The sequence below is a fragment of the Roseibium sp. AWQ4_290 genome (genome assembly GCF_056160985.1).
In genome coordinates, this window is the sequence record NZ_JBSWYG010000006.1 from 146,009 (window position 1) to 167,774 (window position 21,766).

A 21,766-nucleotide genomic window follows, 5' to 3' on the forward strand; every position below is an offset into this window, starting at 1 on the left:
TTTGGCAACGTTTGGACTAGGAATTCTCCTTTTTACCCTGATCGTGCTCGGACTTGTCACGGTCATTCTTGCCGCAAGGTCGAAACTCGTCTCGGTCGGCAATGTCAATATCAGCATCAACGGGGAGAAGACCATCTCCGTGCCGGCTGGCGGCAAGCTGCTGCAGACCCTGGCGGAGCAGAAACTCTTCGTTCCCTCCGCCTGCGGCGGCGGCGGCACCTGTGCCCAGTGCCGGGTGAAGATTCATTCCGGCGGCGGGTCCATCCTGCCGACGGAAGAAAGCCACATCACCAAGCGTGAAGCGGCTTGCGGCGACCGGCTGTCCTGTCAGGTGGCCGTGAAGCAGGACATGGAAATCGAAGTTCCCGAAGAGGTCTTCGGCGTCAAGAAGTGGGAATGCACGGTCCGCTCCAACGAGAACGTGGCCACATTCATCAAGGCGCTGGTGCTCGAACTGCCCGAGGGCGAGGACGTGAATTTCCGGGCCGGTGGCTATATTCAGATCGAGGCTCCGGCCCACAAGCTGAAATACACCGACTTCGACGTGGAAGACGATTATCGCGGCGACTGGGACCGGTTCAATCTGTGGCAGTATGAATCAGCTGTCAGCGAGCCTGTCGAGCGTGCCTATTCCATGGCCAACTACCCGGAAGAAAAGGGCATGATCATGCTCAACGTCCGCGTGGCGTCGCCGCCTCCGGGCTCTGAGGGCATTCCTCCCGGCAAGATGTCCAGCTACATCTTCAACCTGAAGCCGGGCGACAAGGTTACGATTTCCGGTCCGTTCGGCGAATTCTTCGCCCGCGAAACGGAGAAGGAAATGGTCTTTGTCGGCGGTGGTGCGGGCATGGCTCCCATGCGCAGCCACATCTTCGACCAGCTCAAGCGGCTCAAGTCGAAGCGCAAGATCAGCTTCTGGTACGGGGCCCGCTCCAAGCGCGAGATGTTCTTCGTGGAAGACTTCGATCAGCTGGCAGCAGAAAACGAGAATTTCGAGTGGCATGTCGCCTTGTCCGACGCGCTGCCCGAAGACGAGTGGACCGGCTATACGGGCTTCATTCACAATGTCCTTTACGACGAATATCTGAAGGATCACCCGGCGCCCGAGGACTGTGAGTTCTACATGTGTGGCCCTCCCATCATGAACCAGTCCGTGATCAACATGCTGCTTGATCTCGGGGTGGACCGGGAAGACATCATGCTCGACGACTTCGGCGGCTGATTGGTCTTCACGCTTCAAAAACCCTCCAACCGCAGTTCCAGCGCATTCTGTGTCTGGCTTGGTTGGAGGGTTTTTTTGTCGCAAAAACATAGTGTTATGAGGATTTTTTGATTGAGTGATTTGGGTCTTTTCTGGCAGGAGTCATCAGCGATGGGCCCGGGCCGTCAAGACTTTGAAGGACAGCTGCGAAAAGCTGGACAGACCGGCAGACCTGAACCGGGGGAGAGATAAATGGACTATACCAAGGACACAAAAGTACTGACGCACCATGCGGCCATGGTCATGCTGGCGGCGGCCATTTCGCGCGCCGAAGAGCTTGGCCAGCCGCAATGCATTGTGATCGTTGATACGAGCGGGGAGGTGCTGGCCGAAATCCGCATGACCGGCGCCAAGTTTCTCAGCCGCAAGAGTGCGCTTGCAAAGGCGCTGACCGCTGCTTCCATTGCCGCCCCAAGCACAAATATTCCGGAAGCGGTGCGCCCCTTTATCGGGCTGGCGACGGATGGCAAGGTTACAGGCCTGCCCGGCGGGTTGCCTATTTCCCTCGGCGGCTGCCATCTGGGCGGCATCGGCATCGGCTCCGGCTCGGGGGAGCAGGATATCGAGGTGGCACAGGCTGCGTTGAAAGCGGTCGGTGCAGATGTTTGAGGCTTTGAGGCCGAAAGTGTAAATGGGGTCCGCTCCGGTAGGGATCAGGATCGTACGGAATACCAACCTCACTAGATAGGAACCGATCTGACCGTGTTTGGAGACTGTTCGGCAAGGAGCAGGTTGCAGGGCGATATGGTTTATCGTTCAAAACCTGGGACGCAGCTGAACAGTCCTCAAACACGGCCTCGGTGGCCTGCTCCGGCCCGCCGGACTGCGTTGCGCCGCTTGAACGGCCAACCAGGCCGTCCTGCGCAACGCGCCTTGCCGGCCAATCCGGACCAGCGCCATCAGATGGGTTTCTATCTATTGAGGTTGGTATAAGTGTCCACAAGGGGCTCGTTCAGGGTTCAGTTACACTGACGTCTGAAAACAGCAAAAAATCTGCCGCTCAAGCGTATCTCATAGCTGGACCGATGAAATCCTCAGAACGGGTGCCACAAACGGACACCAGCCATTCGCTGCAGGGCGCATGAACGCACACAATGCGGACAAACCTGTCATTGGGTCAATGTCCACTGTTTAGAGCGCTTTCATGTACAACTGAGCTACGCAAAGCCTGTTGGCCTTGCTTAGTAGGGATCCCGATGGGTTGTCCGAGGGTGGCCCAAGCCATTATTGTGCTCACCAACAACGCATCATAACCAGTCTGGAACGTAAATTGACAGTACTAAGCGATTTGCCCCTGAGAAGCGCTACGCGAACCATAAAGGGTGTTTCTTTCCCTGCGATCATTCACAACGGATCGTATTACCTAGCCGACATTGGTGTTTACGAGGACGGAATCGTTGATTGTTGGGGGGGCGTTGATCTGAAGCTATTCAAGAAGAAGGTTTCAAGTGGTTGGGTGAAAACATCTCTGCCAGACGGCGCGGTTTTATCGGCCCACCATCTAGCAAATATGACAGTCGCCAATGCTCAATGGTCGATGACACCGCGAACACTGACCAATCGCGTTAAGTCGATCACCAAGGCTCTGAATCCAAAAATGATCAACCTCTACGACATGGCTGGGGATGACACAGACCGTTCAGGAAAAATCGGTGTCATGAAGGTCAATCGCATGAGTGACGCAACATGGCGAGAAAATTCGCGGATTCCTCTCATTTCTCAACCCATCAAAGGCGTTTCACAAAAGGCCTTTTGGCGAACAAACGGAAAAATCCATGTTGTGACGGTGTCGTTGTTTGATGACGATCAAGTTCAAATAACAGGAGCTGGGGAGGAAGTGGTTATGTCTTTCGGCGCACTGCGTGAAGATGAACGCCTCACCTCCGCACGCAAAGGGGACCAAATTCAAATTTCTGGCCTATGCACGTTTGAGCTCGCCGCTATCGAATTCACGATCCCCAAAGATGACTTTCTGTCAGAGTTGGAGATCGAACGAGATTGTCTACTTGGCAGAGAGACACCAGTTAGCCGCACTGTAGCTGCATTCAAAGCGTTTCAGGAAAACGCCACAACGGAAACGCTAGAAGAACTACGCACAGCCTATGAGTCCGTACCTGAACATATGCGTCGATACTGTGGGAACATGGATAGCAAGGACATACCGATCCGCATTGCACTTTATGGCGAGCGAGAGATCGAAAACTGGTCTCACTACGCCTTGGCAAAAGCGGAAGGCCACGATCTACCATCAATCCAAGTCCCGAAAATCAAAGATTCCTGACGAGCAAACGTCAGAAACCAAAATAAGAGAAATGCGAAGATCAGCCATTCGCTGCACCGTACCTGACGCACAGTTCGGGCTCTTTCCGGATCTTTGCTGCAGCTCAAACGAATGGCTGCATTCGTTATCGTACGAGTCTGCCTCCCCCCACCGGACTCGACCCTGAATGCACTGGAGAGGCCAATGGTCTCTCCGGTGCTTTTATATGAGCAGGTCGGGTTCATCAGGTGTTAAACCGCTTTGTCTTTTGCACTGGCATTTCTAATGTCCGGTAGCAAAAGGCAAATGCGATGAACCGCGACTTGATCTAGGCGAAGGCGATCTGGGCCTTGACGGCCTGGTTGCGGTCGCCGGCTGTTTCAAAGGCAGTGACGGCGTCCTCCAGCGCAAAGGTCTGGGTGATGAACGGCTTGACGTCGATCAACCCCTTTTGCATCAGGCTGACGGCGGTGAAAAATTCCTCGTGGAACCGGAACGAGCCTTTCAGGACCAGTTCCTTGGCCGTGATGGCCATCATCGGCAAGGTCATGTCACCGCCCAGGCCGAGCTGGAGAATGGTGCCTCCGGGCTGCAGCGCCATGATCCCGGCGGACAGGGCAGGGGCCGCGCCGGAACATTCATAGAGAATGTCAAACGTGCCTTTGTCGGCGAAAAAGCGCTCAAGCGCGTCCGGGGTCTGCGACATGTTGAGGGTCAGATCGGCCCCGGCTTCCTTGGCCTTTTGCAGCGTGTAGCCGCTCAGGTCCGTTGCGACGATCAGGTCGGCCCCTGCGCGCCGGGCGGCCAGAATGCTCAAGATGCCGATCGGGCCGCAGCCGGTCACCAGAACCGATTTTCCCATCATCGGCCCTGCGTGCCGGGTGGCATGCAGGCAGACCGACAGGGGTTCGGCCATGGCCGCTTCGCCGGAGGTTAACCCATCTGCGGGCGCACATTGGGCCGCTTCGGCCACCAGCACCTGCCGGAAGGCACCCTGAATATGCGGAAATGGCATGGCGCTGCCGTAAAACCGCATGTTGAGGCACTGGTTGAACCGGCCCTCACGGCAGTAGCGGCACGTGCCACAGGGGCGGGAGGGGGAGACGGCGACCAGCTGGCCAGGCGTCAGACCGGAAACGCCTTCGCCAAGGGCGGTGATATGGCCGGAGACCTCATGGCCCAGGATCATGGGCTCCTTCAGGCGCACGGTGCCAAAGCCGCCATGGTTGAAATAATGCAGATCGGATCCGCAGATACCGCCGGAGGCCAGGGCGATCTGAACCTCGCCGGGACCGGGCTGCGCAGCTTCGCGCTCCTCGATGCGCAGGTCCCTGGCTGCGTAGATGACGATGGATTTCATGGAGTGCCTCACAAGACCGGGGTGGGCAGGGCCTCGCCTGCAAAATGGGCCGTCAGATTGTCGCGGACCAGCTGGCCCATGGCCTTTCTGGTTTCAAAGGTGCCGGACGCGTGGTGGGGCTGCAGCAGCACATTGTCCAGCTTTAAAAAGCGCGGGTTGAGTGCGGGTTCGCCTTCAAACACATCGAGCGCTGCCGATCCGAGCCGCCCGTCCTCCAGGGCGTCCAGAAGGGCGTCCTCGTCGATATTGGAGGCGCGGCTGATATTGATGATCATGCCCTCAGGGCCGAGTGCCTCAATCACCTGCCTGTTGACGATATGGCGGGTCTTCGCGGACGCGGCCAGAGTGACGAACAGAAAATCGGAGTCTTTTGCCAGCGCCACCGGATCGGCCACGAAGCGCCAGTCCCTTGCATAGTCTTTCGCGGCCACATCCGAATAGGAGATTTCCAGATCGAAACCGGCCAGACGCTTGGCCACTTCAAATCCGATCCGGCCAAGGCCCAGCACACCGGCCCGTTTGCCCCAGACCCTGGATTTGAGCGGATAAAGGCCCTTTTCCTGCCAGCTGCCATTGCGCACCCAGCTTTCCGCGCCAATCATGCCGCGGGACTGGACCAGCATCATGGCGACGCCCAGATCTGCCACATCATTGGTTAGGACATCCGGTGTGTTGGTCACGCGGATGCCCTTTTCCCGGCAGGCGTCCAGATCAACTGCGTCGAAGCCGACCCCATAGACGGAGATGATTTCCAGGTTGGGGCAGGCGTCGATCATGGCCCGGTCCGCCCCCAATTCACCCCGGGTTGCGATCCCGCGAATGCTTGGCCCCACCGACTGCAGAAAGGCAGCGCGGTCGCCGGCTTCGAAATATTTGTGCATGGTGAAGGCTTGGTCCAGCGGGCCCTGGTCCCACTCGGGATAAGGGCCAACCTGGAGAATATCAGCTTTGCTCATTTTGTTTGCTCTCGGCTTGACAAGTTATGTTATCGATAACATAACAAATCACCATGTCAATTGTTTCGCAGTGAAGGAATGAAAATGAGCCTCGCCTTGTTCGACCTGTCCGGCAAACGGGCCTTGATCACCGGGTCCTCCCAGGGGATCGGATTTGCCCTTGCACGCGGCCTTGCCCAAGCCGGTGCGGAAATTGTGTTGAACGGGCGGGACGGGGCCAAACTGCGGGCGGCAGCCGAAAGCCTGCGGGCCGAGGGCCACACGGTGTATGAACTCGGCTTTGATGTGACCGATCATGCGGCGGCCCGGGCAGCCGTGGACCGGTTTGAAGATGGCACCGGGGCGATCGATATTCTGGTCAACAATGCGGGCATGCAGCACCGCACGCCGCTGGAGGACTTTCCGGCCGACGCGTTTGAGCGCCTGCTGCAGACGAATATTGCCTCGGTCTTTCATGTGGGCCAGGCGGTGGCCCGGCACATGATCGGGCGCGGGCGCGGCAAGATCGTCAATATCTGTTCCGTTCAGACCGCCCTGGCCCGTCCCGGCATTGCCCCCTACACCATGACCAAGGGGGCGGTCGCCAACCTGACCAAGGGCATGGCCACTGACTGGGCCAAACACGGCCTGCAATGCAACGGCCTGGCGCCCGGATATTTCGACACGCCGCTCAATGCGGCGCTGGTCAATGATCCGGAGTTCAGCGCATGGCTTGAAAAACGGACCCCGGCAGGCCGTTGGGGCAAGGTTGAGGAACTGGTTGGCACCTGCATCTTCCTGTCTTCTGAGGCGTCGTCCTTCGTGAATGGAACCACGGTCTTTGTGGACGGCGGCATCTCGGTGTCGCTGTGACGGACGCTTATGTGATGATGGGGGTGTCCGGCTGTGGCAAGAGCGAGATCGGCAAACGGTTCTCACTGGCCATCGGGGCGGCGTTCTTCGACGGGGATTCGCTGCATCCGGAAGAAAACATCGCGAAGATGAGCCGGGGTGAGCCGCTGGACGACACGGACCGGGCGCCCTGGCTGGACCGGATCGGCGGCCGTTTTGCAGCGGCAACCGAACCGACCGTGATTGCCTGCTCTGCCCTCAAGCGTGTGTACCGGGAGCGGATTTCCGAAAAGGCGGGCCGCCCCGTGACCTTTCTCTTTCTGGAAGGCACGCGCGAGGTGCTGAGCGGGCGGATGCAGCACCGCACCGGCCATTTCATGCCGGTGGCCCTTCTGGACAGCCAGTTGGCGACTCTGGAGCCCCCGGCGGCCGACGAGAGGTCGGTTAAAGCCTCAATTGATCAACCGCCCGGCCAGATTGTCGCGCAGTTTCTGACAGCGCTCGGAAAGGAGCCGAAATGAGTGAAAATGTCGCCCTGATCGGGGCTGGTGCCATGGGCGGGGCCATCGGCACCCGCTTGCTGGAAACCGGCAACCGGCTCTGTGTGTTTGACCTGGATCCGGACAAGGTCGCCGTGCTGGTGGCCAAGGGCGCTGTTGCGGCGCCCAGTGCGGCTGAGGCCGCGCGGCAGTCGGATGCGGTGATTACCAGCTTGAATTCCCCGAAAATCGTCGAAGCAGCGGTTTTCGGATCCGGCGGTGTTGCGGAGGGCGCACGGCCGGGAACCTTGATCATCGACATGTCGTCCATTGATCCGGACGCAACACGGGGGCTCGCCGAACGGGCGGCTGAGGCGGACCTTCGGTGGGTGGACAGCCCGCTCTCCGGTGGAGCCCCGAAGGCCCTGACAGGGGAGCTGACGTTGATGGCCGGCGGCGCCCCGCAGGACGTGGCTGATGCCCACAAAGTGCTCAAACATGTGAGTGCCAACTACACCCATATGGGACCGGCGGGCGCCGGGCAGACCACCAAGCTGATCAACCAGGTTCTGTGCGGGCTCGGATTTCTGGCGGTGGCGGAAGCCGCCCAGCTGGCGCTGGATGCGGGAGTTGACGCGGCCAAGATCCCGGTTGCCCTCAAAGGCGGGAGGGCGGACAGCGCCTTGCTTCAGGAATATATGCCCCGCTTTGTCGCGCGCGATTACCGGCGCACCGGCCGGATCGACAATATGGTCAAGGATCTGAACGGCGCGCTGGACCTTGCCCGCCGCAGCAACACCTCCATGCCCCTGACCGCGCTCTGTGCCGAGGTCCACCGGATGCTGACGGCAGCCGGTCTTGGCGGCGAGGACCAGGCGGCACTGATGGAATTTTTCAAGGGACCGGACAAGGAGCAGTTCAAATGATTACCCGTTTTGCCCTGTTTGAAGGCAGCATCAAACCCGGCCGCACGGAGGCGTTCCGTGCAGCTGTCACCGACCGGCTGGTGCCGCTCTGGCGCCAGTTTCCCGGCAACAGCGATGTCCGGGTCATGTTTGGCGAGGAGCGGGACGAAGGCGCGCCGGAATTTCCCCTGATCCTGGCCATAACCTATCCGGACCGGGCCGCGATGGACGGGGCACTGGTCAGCGACGCCCGGACCCGGTCGCGGGATGTGACCGGAGAGATTGTTGCGGAGTTTTTCGATGGTCATATCCACCACCATGTGACGGAAGCCGGCGAATATAAATCAGGCGCCTGAGCTGGGACTGGCAGCCGCCGGGCCGAAATCCGTGTTTGAGCGGTGTCTCAACCGGTCAGACATTTGCAGCCTTGGCGCTGAAGTGACTATGTCTGACCGGTAAGGGGCTGGTCCGTCCCGGAGCAGGGGAAGACAAGGGCAAGTGAACGGAGACAGAATGCAGCGCGCCGTAACCATGAAGGATGTGGCCCAGGAGGCGGGGGTCTCCGTCATGACGGTCAGCCGGGCCTTCAAGCAGCATGCGTCTGTGGGGGAAGAGACCCGCAAGCGGATTCTGGCGATCGCTGATGCGCTGGGATATGTCTTTGACAGCAACGCAGCCACCTTCCGTTCCCAGCGGACCGGGTTCGTCGCAGTTGCCATTCCTTCGCTGAACAATGCCAACTTCGCCGATACGGTCGGGGCCCTGTCTGAAGAACTCAAGGAAGGGGATCTCCAGGTTCTTCTGGGCTATAGCAATTACGACATTCACGAAGAAGAAGAGATTGTCGAACAGTTTCTAAAGCGCCGCCCGGAAGCGATTGTGCTCACCGGAGGGCGGCATACGCCCAAGACCCGCCAGCTTCTGGAACGGGCGCAGATCCCGGTGGTCGAGACCTGGGACCTGCCGGAAGAGCCCATCGGGCATGTGGTCGGGTTTTCCAATGCCCAGACTATGCGGTCTCTGGTTAGCCATCTGGTTGAGACCGGGCGCACGCGCATCGCCTTTATCGGCGGGGATACGGATGGGGACACCCGTGGCTCCGACCGGCGCCGGGGTTTTGTCAGCGCCATGCAAGAACAGGGCCTGCCGGCCGGGCGGCTGATCGGGGCCGGAGAGCCGCCGATCTCCATGCGCGAAGGGGCGGACGCCATGGCCCGGCTGCTCGAAGGTCATCCAGATACGCAGGCGGTGATCTGTGTTTCCGACCTGTCCGCGTTCGGAGCCTTGACCGAATGCATGCGCAAGGGGGTCAAGGTGCCCGAAGACATCGCGATTGCCGGGTTCGGGGCCTATGATATTTCGTCCATCTGTGTGCCGACGCTGACGACTGTCGATCCGCATCCGGCCGAGATTGGCCGCAGGACCGGCATTCTCATCCGCCATCTGTTGCGCGGGGAGGGCGGGAATAGCGTGGCGGCCGAGCGGATCGTCGTCGCCCCTGATCTCAGCCCGGGCGGGTCCAGTGCCTGAAGGGCGCTCTCGTGTGGTTGAATTGAAATACACCTCATCTGTGCAGCGCGCGCCGTAGCGTATTCCAATTCCGAAAACCACACTAGAAAGATAGGCTTTCCCGTCACCCTCATGAGTGTGAAGTTCGTTCTGAACTCGCTGGAACATGAGACGAACTGCAGATCAGGGTGACTAGAGATCCTGCTATACAGTGTCGCCGGGCACCAGCGTAAAGCCCACATCGTTCACGGGCTGAGCCGTGACCCCGGCAATCCGCAGCAGCAGGTTCTCCGCCGCCAGTTGGCCGATGCGCAGGTGGTTCACGGCCACCGTTGTCAGCCGGTAGGGCAGGACGGAGGCAATCGGCAGCTCCCCCCAGCCTGCAATGCCAAGGTCTCCTGGAATGGAAATGCCCTGGGCCTGGCAGAACTGCACGGCCCCCACCGCCATATTGTCGTTCTGAAAAAAGATGGCCTCCACACCCGGTTCTGCGGAGAGCAGCTGTTCAGTGCCGTAAAACCCTGGGTAAAAGCCTGGAATGTCATTGAGGCAGAGCTGTTTGGTCAGCTTGCCGCCGCCATCTGACACCGCCTTGGAAAATCCGCTCAGCCGGGCAGCGGCCGCATTGGCGGTGTTGCGGGATGTGCCCACATACCCAACCCGCTTATAGCCTCTGGAGAGCAGGAACCGGCCCATGTCATAACCGCTGTCGAAATGGTTGAGACCCACGCACATGTCGACGGGGCTGGAATTCAGATCCCAGATTTCCACCAGGGGAATGGCAGCGCTTCGAAGCAGCTGCAGCGCGCGCGGGGTGTGCGCCCGCCCGGTTACGATCAGCCCGGCCGGCTGCCAGGACAGCACCGTCTCGATCCAGTTTTCTTCCTCTTCCAGCGCATGCTGGGTCATGCCCAGAACGGTCTGGTGATTGAATCCGGCCAGCTTGCGGTCGATCCCTTCCAGCACATGGGAGAAGACTTCATTGCCCAGATCGGGAATGCTGACGCCAACAAATGTGGTGCGCTTGTCACCGCCAAAAACTGTCGCGATGCGGTTGGGCAGGTAGCCCAGCCGGTCCACCTCCGCCATCACCTTCTGGCGGGTCTTTTCCGAATAGCCGCCGTCCCCGCGCAGGACCCGGCTGGCCGTCATTTTTGACACACCGGCGGCCCTGGCGACCTCAGATAGGCTTATCGATTTGTTTTTATTATCTATTTTCAAAATTCCTTCTGGAAACGTTATCGATAACTTTTTGGGTTGACTCCGATATGTGTCAGGCGGATGATAAAACTACGTTACCGGTAACCTATCGTCCAGTCTTGGGAAGGCTGGCCCGGGAAAAGGTAACGATTGGGAGGAAAATTGTGCCAGGCAGTATTAAGAACCGTCTTTTCTTTGACGGGATCCAAAAGCATTTCGGCGGCACTTATGCCGTGCGCGACGTCTCGCTTGCGATTGACCGCGGTGAGATTGTTGCCCTTCTTGGGGAGAACGGCGCTGGCAAATCGACTTTGATCAAGATCCTGGGGGGCATTCACAAACCGGATGCCGGGCAGGTGCTAATCGACGGCACCCCTTACGAGCATCGGCCGGGCGGTTTTGGCCAGCGGCAATCGGTAGCTTTCATCCACCAGGACCTGGGCATGATCGAGTGGATGACCGTGGCCGAAAACATGGCGCTTGCGCTGGGGTTTTCCAAGAAATTCGGACTGATCAACTGGGGCGACGCCGACAGTTTGGCCGAAGAGGCTTTGGCCCGGGTGGGCTGCGACTTTTCGCCCTCGACACGGGTGCAGGATCTGTCGCGCACGGAAAAATCGCTTGTGGCGATTGCACGGGCGTTGGCGGTCGAGTGTGACTTTCTGGTTCTCGATGAGCCGACAGCCTCACTGCCGGCCGATGAGGTGTCGCGCTTGTTCGAGGCCTTGAGGCCCCTGCGCGAGCGGGGTGTCGGCATGATCTATGTGTCCCACCGGCTGGACGAGATCTTTCAGATTGCGGACCGGGTGGCCGTGCTCCGGGACGGCGAGCTTGTGGGGGTGCGGGCAATCCAGCACACCACCGCAGAAGAGCTTGTTCATATGATTGTCGGGCGCAAGACCCGGCAGGTGAGCAAACTCGACGAGCCCCGAGGGAAGCCAGTTCTCTCGGTCAAGGAGCTGAAGACGGGCAATGCGGGGCCTGTCGATTTCACCTTGCACCGGAATGAGCTGGTCGGGCTTGTCGGGTTGCGCGGGGCTGGGCACGAGGAAATCGCGCGCGCCCTTTATGGTCTGGAGCCCCATTCAGGCTCGGTCGATCTGGCCGCTGTTGGGGCTCCGGACCTGCGCACACCGAAAACCGCTCTGGATTGCGGTATCGGGTTGGTCGCGCGCGATAGAACGGAAGAATCTGTTGCCTTGCCGCTGACCATCCGGGAAAACACCTTTCTCAATCCGGCCGCCACTGGCCGGGGCTTGTTTTCGGTTCTGTCGCCGGAGGCGGAAACCAGACAGGCCGAAGAAATCGGGCGCAATGTTGCCCTCAGCCCGAACGACCAGACCCTGGCCATTGAGGCTTTGTCCGGCGGCAACCAGCAAAAGGTGGTGATTGCCCGCTGGCTGGCGACGAAGAGAAAGCTGCTGATCTGCGAAGATCCGACCGCCGGGGTCGATGTGGGCGCCAAGGCGGAAATCTACGCGCTTTTGAACAAGGCCCTTCTGGAAGGGGTCGGTATCCTGCTTGTGTCGACGGATTTTGAAGAAGTCGCCACCATCTGCCACCGGGCGATCGTCTTCAGCCAGGGACGGATTGTCGGGGAATTGTCGGGTACAAAATTATCGACGGAAAATCTGATTCAGGCCGCGTCGGCCAGTAACGTCGCAGCCGCTTGAGGAACTGAGAATGCAATCACTTGAATCCAACGCGCTTGAACCCACAAAATCGGAATTGGACGGCCTGTCCGCGCGCGCCAAACTCCTTCGGTTTCTGCCGGTCTACGGGCTGGTGATCCTGACACTGATCTTGATCCTGCTGTTTTCGATCCTGCTGCCGACGACGTTTCCGACACTCTTGAACCTGCGCGCGATCATTTCCGACAAGGCGATCATCGCCTTGCTGTCCCTGGGGGCCATGATCCCCATGGCGGCGGGCCGGATCGACCTGACCGTGGGCTATGGCATCGTGCTTTGGCACATTCTGGCGATCAGCCTGCAGACCATGCTGGGGCTGCCCTGGCCGATGGCAGTCATGATCGTGCTGCTGCTCGGCGCCATGAGCGGCTTTTTCAACGGGCTGCTGGTGGAAGTGGCCCGCATCGACAGCTTCATTGCCACGCTTGGCACCGGCACGGTTCTTTACGCCATAGCGTTGTGGCACACGGGCGGCCGCCAGATGGTCGGTGTGCTGCCGGAAGGCTTTTACGACCTGAGCACGACCTTTGTCTTCGGTCTGCCGATAACCGGGTATTATCTGATCGCGATCACGGTCTGCATGTGGCTGCTGCTCGAATACACGCCGGTCGGCCGCTATCTTTATGCCATTGGCGCGAACCAGCGGGCGGCCCAGCTGAACGGCATTCCCACACGTAAATACGTGATCGGGGCATTTATGGCCTCCGGCACCATGACGGCGCTGGCCGGGGTGCTCCTGGCCTCCAAGCTGCGGATTGGCCAGGCCAGTGTCGGGCTTGAATTTCTGCTGCCGGCCCTGGTCGGGGCATTTCTCGGGTCAACCACCATCAAGCCGGGACGGGTCAATGTCTGGGGCACCATTGTCGGTGTTGCCATTCTGGCCGTGGGCATTTCCGGCATTCAGCAATTCGGCGGCTCCTTCTGGGTCGAGCCCCTGTTCAACGGGGTCACGCTGCTGATCGCAATCGGCATCGCCGGGTATGCACAGCGCCGCAAGGGCGCGGTGAAGAAGTAATGTTGCAATGGGAGGAAACTATGCACAAACGTGACTTTTTGAAAACGGTTCTGGCAACAACGATGCTGGCTGGCCTGACGGTTCCGGCCCTGGCGGAAACGCCTTGGGACGGACCGACCACCGGTCCGGCCGCCGCAGATGGCAAGACCATTGTCGTGGTCGCTGCCGATCTGAAAAATGGCGGGATTCTGGGTGTGACCAACGGGGTTGAGGAAGCGGCCCAGAAGATCGGCTGGGAGGTGCGCGTTCTGGACGGCGCTGGGTCGATCCAGGGCCGCACGGCAGCAATCGGCCAGGCCCTGGCACTGCAGCCGGACGGGATCGTCATCAACGGGTTTGACGCGGTCGAGCAGCAGGCTTCCCTGGAAGGTGTGACGGCGGCCAAGATCCCCATGGTGGCTTGGCACTCCGGCCCGAAAATCGGCTGTGATGCGCCGGGCGGTATCTTTGTCAATGTATCGACCGATGCCATGACCGTGTCCGAAGTGGCGGCCAAATGGGCGCTGGAGGATGGCGGATCGGATATCGGGGTCGTGATCTTCACCGATTCCACCTATCAGATCGCCATCGACAAGGCCGACCGGATCAAGGAAACCGTTGAAGCTGGCGGTGGCAAGGTGCTGGAATATGTGGACACACCGATTGCCGACACCTCCACCCGCATGGGGCCTCTGACCACAAGCCTGTTGCAGAAATTCGGTGACAGCTGGACCCATGCGCTGGCGATCAACGATCTTTATTTCGACTTCATGGGTCCGGCTCTTGCCTCTGCTGGTATCTCTCCGGAAGACGGACCCCAGGCGGGCTCTGCAGGCGATGGCTCGGAAGCCGCTTTCCAGCGGATCCGGACCGGCGGCTATCAGGCCATCACCGTGGCCGAGCCGCTCAATCTCCAGGGATGGCAGCTTGTCGACGAGCTGAACCGCGCGGTGCAGGGCGAAGCCTGCTCCGGCTACATCACGTCACCGGCCCTTGTCACCAAGGCGGGACTTGAGAAGATGGGCGACAGCAACTTCTTCGATCCGGACACGCCGTACCGGGAAGCTTACTCCGCCATCTGGGGCAAATAAGGCCGGAGTGTAAGGCGGGCCGCTGGCTGCAGCCGCCAGCGGCCCGCCGACAATCAAAGCACAAAAAATCCAACGGGACGGGGCGTTGCCGCGAACGGGGAAGCTGTATCTGGCTCACCGGCAAATGCCAGGAGGATGAGGAAAACGGTCATGTCGAAAGCACCGTTTGTGCAAATGCGCAACATTACCAAGCGGTTCGGGGGCGTCACCGCCTTATCGAATGTCAATCTCGATGCCTATGAGGGCGAGGTTCTTGCTATTGTCGGGGACAACGGGGCGGGCAAATCCACCCTGATCAAGATCCTGACCGGCGTCTATCAGCCGTCGGAAGGCGACATGTTCATCGATGGCGCCAAGCTGGTCATGAACAGCCATTCCGATGCCATCGCTGAAGGCATTGATGCGGTCTACCAGACACTGGCCCTTGCAGATCACCTTGACCCGTCCGCCAACATGTTTCTGGGCAATGAGCTGACCTGGTCGTTCCTGGGTATCACCATGCTGGACAACAAGCGGATGCGCAGCGAGACGGAGCGTGTCCTGTTCGAACGGCTGGGCGTCCGGCTCCGCTCGCTCGATGTGCCTACGTCCAGCCTGTCGGGCGGGCAGCGGCAGGCGGTTGCCATTGCCAGGGCCGTCTATCACGAGGGCCTGCGCGTGCTCGTCATGGATGAGCCGACCGCGGCGCTCGGCCCCCAGGAAACCGCCCGCACACTCAAGTTGATCAAGGCTCTGAAAGAGCAGGGGCTTGCCGTAATCCTGATCTCCCATTCGCTCGACGATGTTTTTGAAGTCGCCGACAGGGTTCATGTCCAGCGCCGGGGCCGTTGCGCCGGGGTTGTCGACGTCGCCCAGTCAACCCCCAAAGACGTTCTCGCCCTGATCGTGGGCGCGGAAGAAGCGGCCTAGGAGGAACCAATGACAACGGCAGAACAGTCCACTCAACCGGCCGGTCCGGTCACTTTCTCCGACCGTCTGGAACCGTTCCTCGCGATCATTGGCCCCATGGTCATGATCCTGGCCGTGCTGATGTTCATGGGGGTTGCGGAACCGGCGCGGTATTTCCGCCTGTCCAACCTCAATCTTATTTTGCTGGATGCGGCGCTCTACATGCCCATGGCGATGGCCATGACCTTTGTCATCACCCAGCGCGGCATTGACCTGTCCATCGGCTCGATGGCGGCCCTGACCAGCATCATCATGGCCTTTCTGATCAAGCAGTACGGCTTTTCTGCGCCCGTCGCGATCCTGGTAGCGCTTGTCATCGGAGCGCTGTTCGGTCTGATCAACGGGCTCGTGATCACCAAATTCAAGGTGCCGGATCTTATCGGCACGCTGGCTATGGATCTGGTCTACCGGGGATTTGCGCTTGTCATCGCCAAGGGGCTGGTGCTGGCACGTTTTCCAGATCTTCTGACGGAAATCGGCCGCGGACAGATCCCCGGGTTTATCCCGGTTCCGGTCGTGCTTGGCATTGCCACCATGGTGATCGGGTACTGGCTTTTGAAAAAGACCTATTTCGGCCGCTACACGGTGGCGATCGGCTCCAACCCGGAAGCTGCGGAAATGACCGGTGTTGCTGTCGACCGCTACAAGATCTACGCCTATGTGCTCATGGGAGCGTCGGCGGCCCTGGCCGGGGTCATGCTGACCGGCAAGCTGAACGCGATCCAGGCGACCTCCGCCCCCTATTTCAATCTGCATGTGATTGCCGCCGTTGTGGTCGGGGGAACGTCTCTCTTCGGCGGGCGCGCATCGATGCTCGGCTCCTTTGCCGGTGTTCTTTTGCTGTCGATGATGATCAACGCCCTTGTGACGTTGCGCATCGAGTTTTTCTGGCAGTCAGTTGCCTCGGGCGCGGTGATAGTTTCATCCGTCGCGCTCTACACCTGGCTGCAGAAAAAAGACCGGGACGGGGCCAAGGGCCTTCTGGCCGGTCTCACGACGCCGGAAAGTCTCCGGCTTGTCCGCTTTTCGGGCGGACTGGCAGCCATTCTCGGATGTCTGCTGCTCGTGGGGGCATTGACCTCCGGCACACCCGTGGCCAGCGGTTAAGGTCCGCACTCACTGCTTTCATCAACAGGGAGGACATGATGAAACATCTGCTCAAATCCACACTATGCATTCTGCTGATGAGCGGCACGGCCGCCATCGCACAGGACAAGCTGCCGCTCAAGGAGCTGCCGGGCATTGCCGAGCGGGACCATTGGGTGCCGGATGAAGTGAACGCTGAAGGCAAGCTTGAAGCGCTGCAGGCAGTCGTCGGGGCGGACGCGGTGCCGTTCTCCGGCAAGCAGGACAAGCCTGTCGAAATCGCACTGATATACCCGTCGGCGGATACGTCCGACTTCTGGGCCCGCAACTATCTGGCCCTCACCAAGCGGCTGGATCAGCTTGGCATCAAATACAACACCACTGAATTCGCCAGCCGTCAGATCGAACACTCGCTGCAATCCACCTACGCCAACCAGGTGCTGCAGGACGGCGACATCTACGACTACGTGATCTTCGGCCCTTCGGAGTTAGCCATCCAGGCGGACAATATCGACAAGCTGGCCGGCAATGATGATTTCAGGACCTATGTCTGGGCCTTTCACACGCCTTTGAAGGACCTGAAAAACCAGCCTGATGTCTGGTTCGACTTCTCCTCTGCTGCCGGTGCGCTGGTCATGTGCGACTATATGCTGGACCGGCTCGGCACTGACGTCACGATGGCAATGAACCGGGGCATTCCGGGTATCACGGACAATCAGCGCTCCGGTGACTTCAAGGATTGCGTCATGGAAAAGGGCGGCTGGAAAGTGGCCTATGAGCACTATGGCGAGTATCAGCAGGAAGGGGGCTATGAAGGCACCAGCCTGATCCTGCAAGCCTATCCGGAAGCAACCATCATCCACAATGCCAACACCGCTATGGCCATGGGCAGCGTCGAGGCCCAGGTCGCCGTCGGCAAGGAAAAGGAGATCTTCTCCACCGGCTGGGGCGGCACCGGCCTTGAGCTGGATGCCATCCGCCGGGGTGAGCTGGACGCTACGCCTATGCGGATGGGCGATGATGTCGGTGCGGCGACGGCCGAGGCGATCCGGGCGGATCTTGAAGAGCGGGCCGCCGAGTTGCCGCTCGTCTTCCTGGGCCGGATCACCGTTGCCCATGACCAGATGAGTGCCGAAGAGCTGGATGCTCTGCAGCAGGAAGCGTTCCGGTTCTCCGGCATTGGAGCGCTGAACCGCTGAGTTTCAGAACGGCAGGGGTGGCCGGCATCCACCTCCATCCGCTGCTGTTTTTCAGTCAGACCGCCACCGGCAGGATCCCTGCCGGTGGCGGCGCAGCATGATCGGGACTTGATTTTTAGGGGCTGCCGCCCCCAGTGTCTTTGAACATTTTTCACTGTTCGCATGAGGCCGGATTTGTCAAAGAGCGATATCAAGCAGGGGCAAGTCACAATGCGCGATGTTGCCAGAGCCGCCGGCGTGTCGCGCATGACAGTGTCCCGTGCTCTGCGCAAGGACAGCCCTGTGTCGCCGGAAACCCGCGACCACATCCTGAAAATCGTCCGGCAGATGAACTATGTGCCTGACCAGATGGCCGGCAGCCTGACGACCAAGAAATCCGGCTTTGTGGCCACCCTTTTGCCGTCTCTCAACAACCTCCACTTTGCGCTGACCGTCCAGGCCCTGACAGAGGAGCTGGAGCATATCGGTCTTCAGATCTTGCTCGGTCATACGGACTATTCGGCGGAGCGCGAAGAGCAGATCATCGAGACGATGCTCCGCCGCCGCCCGGAGGCAATCGTTCTGTCCTATGACGGTCATACGGAACGCACGCTTCAACTGTTGCGGGACGTTGCGGTCCCGGTGATTGAAATCTGGGAGACCCCCAAGGAGCCGATTGAGCACACAGTCGGTTTTTCCAACTTCGAGGCCGCCAGAACCATGACCCTGGAACTGATCGGCAAGGGGTACAGCCGGATTGCCTTTTTGGGGGAAGAACAGGATGACTGGACCCGTGGTGCGGAGCGGCGCAAGGGGTTCGTGGAGGCCATGACTGCGGCAGGCCTGTCCGCCCACCGCATGATCCGGTCCGGCGTGCCGCCCATGACGATTGATGCCGGGGTTGAGGCAGCAGGTCAGCTTCTTGAGCGGTTTCCCGATACCGATTGCGTTTTCTGCGTGTCGGACCTTGCTGCCTTTGGGGCGCAGAGCCGGTTTCTGGCGGGGGGGCTGCGTATCCCGCAAGACATCGCGCTGACCGGGTTTGGCAATTTTGAAGTGTCGCGCTTTGCAACGCCGAGCCTGTCGACGGTGGTTGTGGATCCGGTACGCATCGGCAGGGAAGCCGGGAGGCTGCTGAAGGACATCCTGCTTGCCGGCGCAAAGACGCCAGGTCCGGCGCAGCATGTCCATGTTCCGGCGGAAAGCGAATTCCGGCAAAGCTGCTGATGGCTTTCAGGTGAAGCTGGCGCAATCAGTGTATTGCGCAACACTGGACGCAGCAGGGGAGCTGGCCGAGTTCCTGCGGTTCCAAGGATACTTGGCGCACAAGCAGGCAAAGATCCTCTGAAATAATGTGCCTTTTTGTCTTGATACATCTTTTGCGTGAGGTTTTGGGAATCTTCCCGTCAGATGTATTCATCATGAATCATTAAATTTTGAAGCAATGAGAACTTTTCACTTGTTACCGGTAACATTCGTGATAATGTGACCGGTAACAACAGGGCTTTGCGCCGGATATGGCGCCTTGGGAGGAAAAATGCCGTGTATCCGACTTGAGAACCTCGTCAAGCGCTACGGCGATGTCGAGGTCCTTCACGGAATCAATCTCGATATGGAAGAAAACGAGTTCACCGTGCTCGTCGGACCGTCCGGGTGCGGCAAGTCAACGACGCTGCGCATGATTGCGGGTCTTGAAACGGTGAGCGATGGGGAAATCTTCATTGGTGACTGCGCGGTCAGTGCTCTGGAGCCGAAAGCCAGAGACCTGGCCATGGTGTTTCAGGATTATGCACTCTATCCGCATATGAATGTGGCCAGGAATATGTCGTTTGCTCTGCGTTTGCAGCGCCGGCCCCGTGCGGAAATCGATCAAAAGGTTCAGGAAGTCGCCGAAATGCTCGGTCTGACCGGTCTGCTGCACAGAAAGCCCGGCGAGTTGTCGGGCGGTCAGCGCCAGCGCGTGGCCATGGGCAGGGCACTTACCCGGGATGCGGGCACGTTCCTGTTTGACGAGCCTCTTTCGAACCTGGATGCCAAATTGCGCGGTCAGATGCGGGCCGAACTGGCGCTGATGCGCCAGAAGGTGCGCAAGAATATGATTTACGTGACCCATGACCAGATCGAGGCCATGACCCTGGGCGACCGGATCGTGGTCATGAATGGCGGTTTCATCCAGCAGCAGGGCACTCCAGAGGAATTGTTCAAGCGGCCCACCAACAAATTCGTGGCCGGGTTCCTGGGCTCGCCGCCCATGAACTTTCTTCATGCGGACATCCAGCACCGCGGCGACCAGCCTTTTGTCTGTGGCAACGGTTTTGATCTGGCGCTGCCGGAGGACAAGAAGGCGGCCCTGTCAGCTGCTGGTTCCAACTCTGTGATCCTTGGCATCCGCCCGTCTGACCTGACTTACCAGCCGGGTGCCGGTGAGCACGAGTCCATCGATCTGAAGGTGATCGTCTCTGAATATATCGGGGCCCAGTCCGTGCTCCTGTGTGACTGCGGTGGCGAGAAGGTTGAGGTCGAGTTGAAATCCGAGACGCCCATTGCCTTGGGCGAAACATTGCGATTTGCGGTCAACAGGGAGGGGATTCACATGTTCGACCGCGAAACCGAGGACGCCATCAGGTGATGGCCTCTTGTCTGTGAGGGAGGAATACATGCTGCAGTATTTGAAAACGACGGTCTGTGCTGTCGCGGGTCTTGCGCTCGGGGCGACTGCCGCTCTGGCAAATCCTTATGAGGAGCATGCCGGGGAAACCTTGGTCGTGAACTTCCCGGCCCACCCGCATTTTGATGCGGTCATGAAAGTTCTGCCGGAATTCACCAAGGAAACCGGTATCAAGGTGGAAGTTGACCAGCTTCAGTACCTGAAGATGCGGGAGCGTCAGACCCTTGAGCTGACCAAGAACCGCGGCGACTATGACCTGATCGCCTATGTGGTCTTCTCCAAGGCGGATTATGTCTATGCAGACCAGCTGGAAAACCTGGCCCGCTTTTTCATGAACCCGAAACTGGCAGATCCCAATTACGACGCTGAAGACCTGATTGATGGCTATGTGGCCAATATCGGCGTTGCAGGCGGCAAGAAGGGCTACCTTCCGGGGCCGACCGGGTCTCTGTTCGGCCTGCCGTTCGGGTCCGAGACCTCCATTCTCGGCTATCGAAAAGACATATTTGAAAAGCATGGTCTCAAGGTCCCCGAAACCTATGACGAGCTTCTGGACCTTGCCTGCAAGATCCCGGAACTGGAGCCGGGCATGGGCGGTCTTGCCTCGCGTGCGGCCTCCGGCCACCATGCCAGCCATGCCTTCCTGTTGCATCTTGCACCGCTCGGCGGACGGATCTTCGATGATGAGTGGCAGCCGATTGTCAACAATGAAGCCGGTGTCAAGGCAGCCGAAGCCCTGAAGAAGATTGTTGATTGCGGGGCCGAAGGCGCCAAGACCTTTGGCTTTGCCGAAGCCGGTGCCTCGTTCCTGCAAGGCAATTCTGCCATGTTCCTGGATTCCACGGTGTTTGCTGGCCAGGTCAACAATCCTGAGAAGTCCAAGGTTGTCGGACTGGTTGACTGGGCTCCGCACCCGGTCGGTGTCCGGGCCGGCTCGCAGACCGGCGGCTTCGGCATCGCGATTCCGAAAAACGCCCAGAACAAGGATGCAGCCTTCCTGCTGATGCAGTGGCTGACCTCCAAGAAGGCGGACAAGCTCATAGCCCTGGCGGGTGGCAACCCGTCCAGATACTCCACCCACGCGGATGCGGATGTGAACGAGAAGTTCCCGCATATGGCGACCTTCGGTGAGGCTCTGAAAAACGCTGACCCGGACTGGCGCCCGATCATTCCGGTCTGGGGCAAGATCAACGCGGATCTCGGCACGACGTTGTCCAAGATCATCGTGGAAGACGCTCCGGTGCAGGAATCGCTGGACGGCGTTGCAGAGCGCACCAAAGACCTCATGGATGAGGCCGGGTACTACACCTGGACCCAGTAATCCAACACCCTTGCCCCGCAGCATGGCT

Annotated in this window: 20 protein-coding genes; 17 read left to right on the forward strand and 3 right to left on the reverse strand. The window is 59.5% G+C overall.

The features are described from left to right. Window position 1 precedes the first annotated feature (1 nt). From nqrF to ACXAH0_RS08135, 3 genes are all read left to right on the forward strand, one after another. The gene (gene nqrF, locus ACXAH0_RS08125; RefSeq protein WP_475184412.1) at window positions 2-1,222 is read left to right on the forward strand and encodes an NADH:ubiquinone reductase (Na(+)-transporting) subunit F; all 1,221 of its coding nucleotides are present in this window, start codon (window positions 2-4) and stop codon (window positions 1,220-1,222) included. A 231-nt stretch (window positions 1,223-1,453) separates the two neighbouring features. Further along, a complete protein-coding gene (locus ACXAH0_RS08130) occupies window positions 1,454-1,870 on the forward strand; it encodes a GlcG/HbpS family heme-binding protein (RefSeq protein ID WP_475190196.1) in 417 nt (138 codons plus the stop codon). Window positions 1,871-2,531: 661 nt separating this feature from the next. Continuing rightward, a complete protein-coding gene (locus tag ACXAH0_RS08135) occupies window positions 2,532-3,542 on the forward strand; it encodes a DUF7638 domain-containing protein (protein ID WP_475190199.1) in 1,011 nt (336 codons plus the stop codon). A gap of 307 nt (window positions 3,543-3,849) precedes the next feature. Here ACXAH0_RS08135 and ACXAH0_RS08140 read toward each other — a convergent pair whose 3' ends face one another. Continuing rightward, window positions 3,850-4,881, reverse strand: coding sequence for an L-idonate 5-dehydrogenase (locus tag ACXAH0_RS08140; RefSeq protein ID WP_475190200.1), 1,032 nt, complete (start codon window positions 4,879-4,881; stop codon window positions 3,850-3,852). Between the two features lie 8 nt (window positions 4,882-4,889). After that, window positions 4,890-5,837, reverse strand: a complete 948-nt coding sequence (locus ACXAH0_RS08145) for a 2-hydroxyacid dehydrogenase (RefSeq protein ID WP_475190202.1) — start codon at window positions 5,835-5,837, stop codon at window positions 4,890-4,892. 84 nt (window positions 5,838-5,921) lie between these two features. Between ACXAH0_RS08145 and ACXAH0_RS08150 the strand changes: the two genes are divergently transcribed. From ACXAH0_RS08150 to ACXAH0_RS08170, 5 genes are all read left to right on the forward strand, one after another. Then, window positions 5,922-6,689, forward strand: a complete 768-nt coding sequence (locus ACXAH0_RS08150) for an SDR family oxidoreductase (protein ID WP_475190204.1) — start codon at window positions 5,922-5,924, stop codon at window positions 6,687-6,689. 17 nt (window positions 6,690-6,706) lie between these two features. Continuing rightward, window positions 6,707-7,189, forward strand: a complete 483-nt coding sequence (locus ACXAH0_RS08155; RefSeq protein ID WP_475184445.1) for a gluconokinase — start codon at window positions 6,707-6,709, stop codon at window positions 7,187-7,189. Continuing rightward, window positions 7,186-8,073 (forward strand): NAD(P)-dependent oxidoreductase, encoded by an 888-nt coding sequence (locus tag ACXAH0_RS08160; protein WP_475190205.1) that lies wholly within the window; start codon window positions 7,186-7,188, stop codon window positions 8,071-8,073. The genes ACXAH0_RS08155 and ACXAH0_RS08160 overlap by 4 nt, the downstream gene beginning before the upstream one ends. After that, window positions 8,070-8,408, forward strand: a complete 339-nt coding sequence (locus ACXAH0_RS08165; RefSeq protein ID WP_475184393.1) for a hypothetical protein — start codon at window positions 8,070-8,072, stop codon at window positions 8,406-8,408. The genes ACXAH0_RS08160 and ACXAH0_RS08165 overlap by 4 nt, the downstream gene beginning before the upstream one ends. A 157-nt stretch (window positions 8,409-8,565) precedes the next feature. Then, window positions 8,566-9,582 (forward strand): LacI family DNA-binding transcriptional regulator, encoded by a 1,017-nt coding sequence (locus ACXAH0_RS08170; RefSeq protein WP_475190208.1) that lies wholly within the window; start codon window positions 8,566-8,568, stop codon window positions 9,580-9,582. 183 nt (window positions 9,583-9,765) lie between these two features. Here ACXAH0_RS08170 and ACXAH0_RS08175 read toward each other — a convergent pair whose 3' ends face one another. Next, window positions 9,766-10,782 (reverse strand): LacI family DNA-binding transcriptional regulator, encoded by a 1,017-nt coding sequence (locus ACXAH0_RS08175; protein ID WP_475184388.1) that lies wholly within the window; start codon window positions 10,780-10,782, stop codon window positions 9,766-9,768. Between the two features lie 143 nt (window positions 10,783-10,925). Here ACXAH0_RS08175 and ACXAH0_RS08180 point away from each other — a divergent pair, with 143 nt between their 5' ends. From ACXAH0_RS08180 to ACXAH0_RS08220, 9 genes are all read left to right on the forward strand, one after another. Continuing rightward, on the forward strand, window positions 10,926-12,434 hold the full coding sequence (locus ACXAH0_RS08180; RefSeq protein WP_475184384.1) for a sugar ABC transporter ATP-binding protein: 1,509 nt from the start codon (window positions 10,926-10,928) through the stop codon (window positions 12,432-12,434). 10 nt (window positions 12,435-12,444) lie between these two features. Further along, entirely contained in the window at window positions 12,445-13,467 is a 1,023-nt protein-coding gene (locus ACXAH0_RS08185) for an ABC transporter permease (RefSeq protein WP_475184379.1), read from the forward strand. Window positions 13,468-13,487: 20 nt separating this feature from the next. Beyond that, window positions 13,488-14,537: a substrate-binding domain-containing protein gene (locus tag ACXAH0_RS08190; RefSeq protein ID WP_475184377.1), complete on the forward strand. Its 1,050-nt coding sequence runs from the start codon at window positions 13,488-13,490 to the stop codon at window positions 14,535-14,537. Between the two features lie 150 nt (window positions 14,538-14,687). After that, window positions 14,688-15,446, forward strand: a complete 759-nt coding sequence (locus tag ACXAH0_RS08195; RefSeq protein WP_475184374.1) for an ATP-binding cassette domain-containing protein — start codon at window positions 14,688-14,690, stop codon at window positions 15,444-15,446. A 9-nt stretch (window positions 15,447-15,455) separates the two neighbouring features. After that, a complete protein-coding gene (locus tag ACXAH0_RS08200) occupies window positions 15,456-16,592 on the forward strand; it encodes an ABC transporter permease (RefSeq protein ID WP_475190210.1) in 1,137 nt (378 codons plus the stop codon). A gap of 38 nt (window positions 16,593-16,630) precedes the next feature. Then, window positions 16,631-17,770 (forward strand): substrate-binding domain-containing protein, encoded by a 1,140-nt coding sequence (locus ACXAH0_RS08205; RefSeq protein WP_475184367.1) that lies wholly within the window; start codon window positions 16,631-16,633, stop codon window positions 17,768-17,770. Window positions 17,771-17,980: 210 nt separating this feature from the next. Then, entirely contained in the window at window positions 17,981-18,976 is a 996-nt protein-coding gene (locus tag ACXAH0_RS08210; protein WP_475184364.1) for a LacI family DNA-binding transcriptional regulator, read from the forward strand. Window positions 18,977-19,286: 310 nt separating this feature from the next. Beyond that, window positions 19,287-20,378, forward strand: a complete 1,092-nt coding sequence (locus ACXAH0_RS08215) for an ABC transporter ATP-binding protein (RefSeq protein ID WP_475190211.1) — start codon at window positions 19,287-19,289, stop codon at window positions 20,376-20,378. Window positions 20,379-20,406: 28 nt separating this feature from the next. After that, window positions 20,407-21,738 carry an extracellular solute-binding protein gene (locus ACXAH0_RS08220; RefSeq protein ID WP_475190214.1) on the forward strand — a complete coding sequence of 444 codons (1,332 nt, stop codon included), beginning with the start codon at window positions 20,407-20,409 and terminating at the stop codon, window positions 21,736-21,738. Window positions 21,739-21,766: the final 28 nt, after the last annotated feature.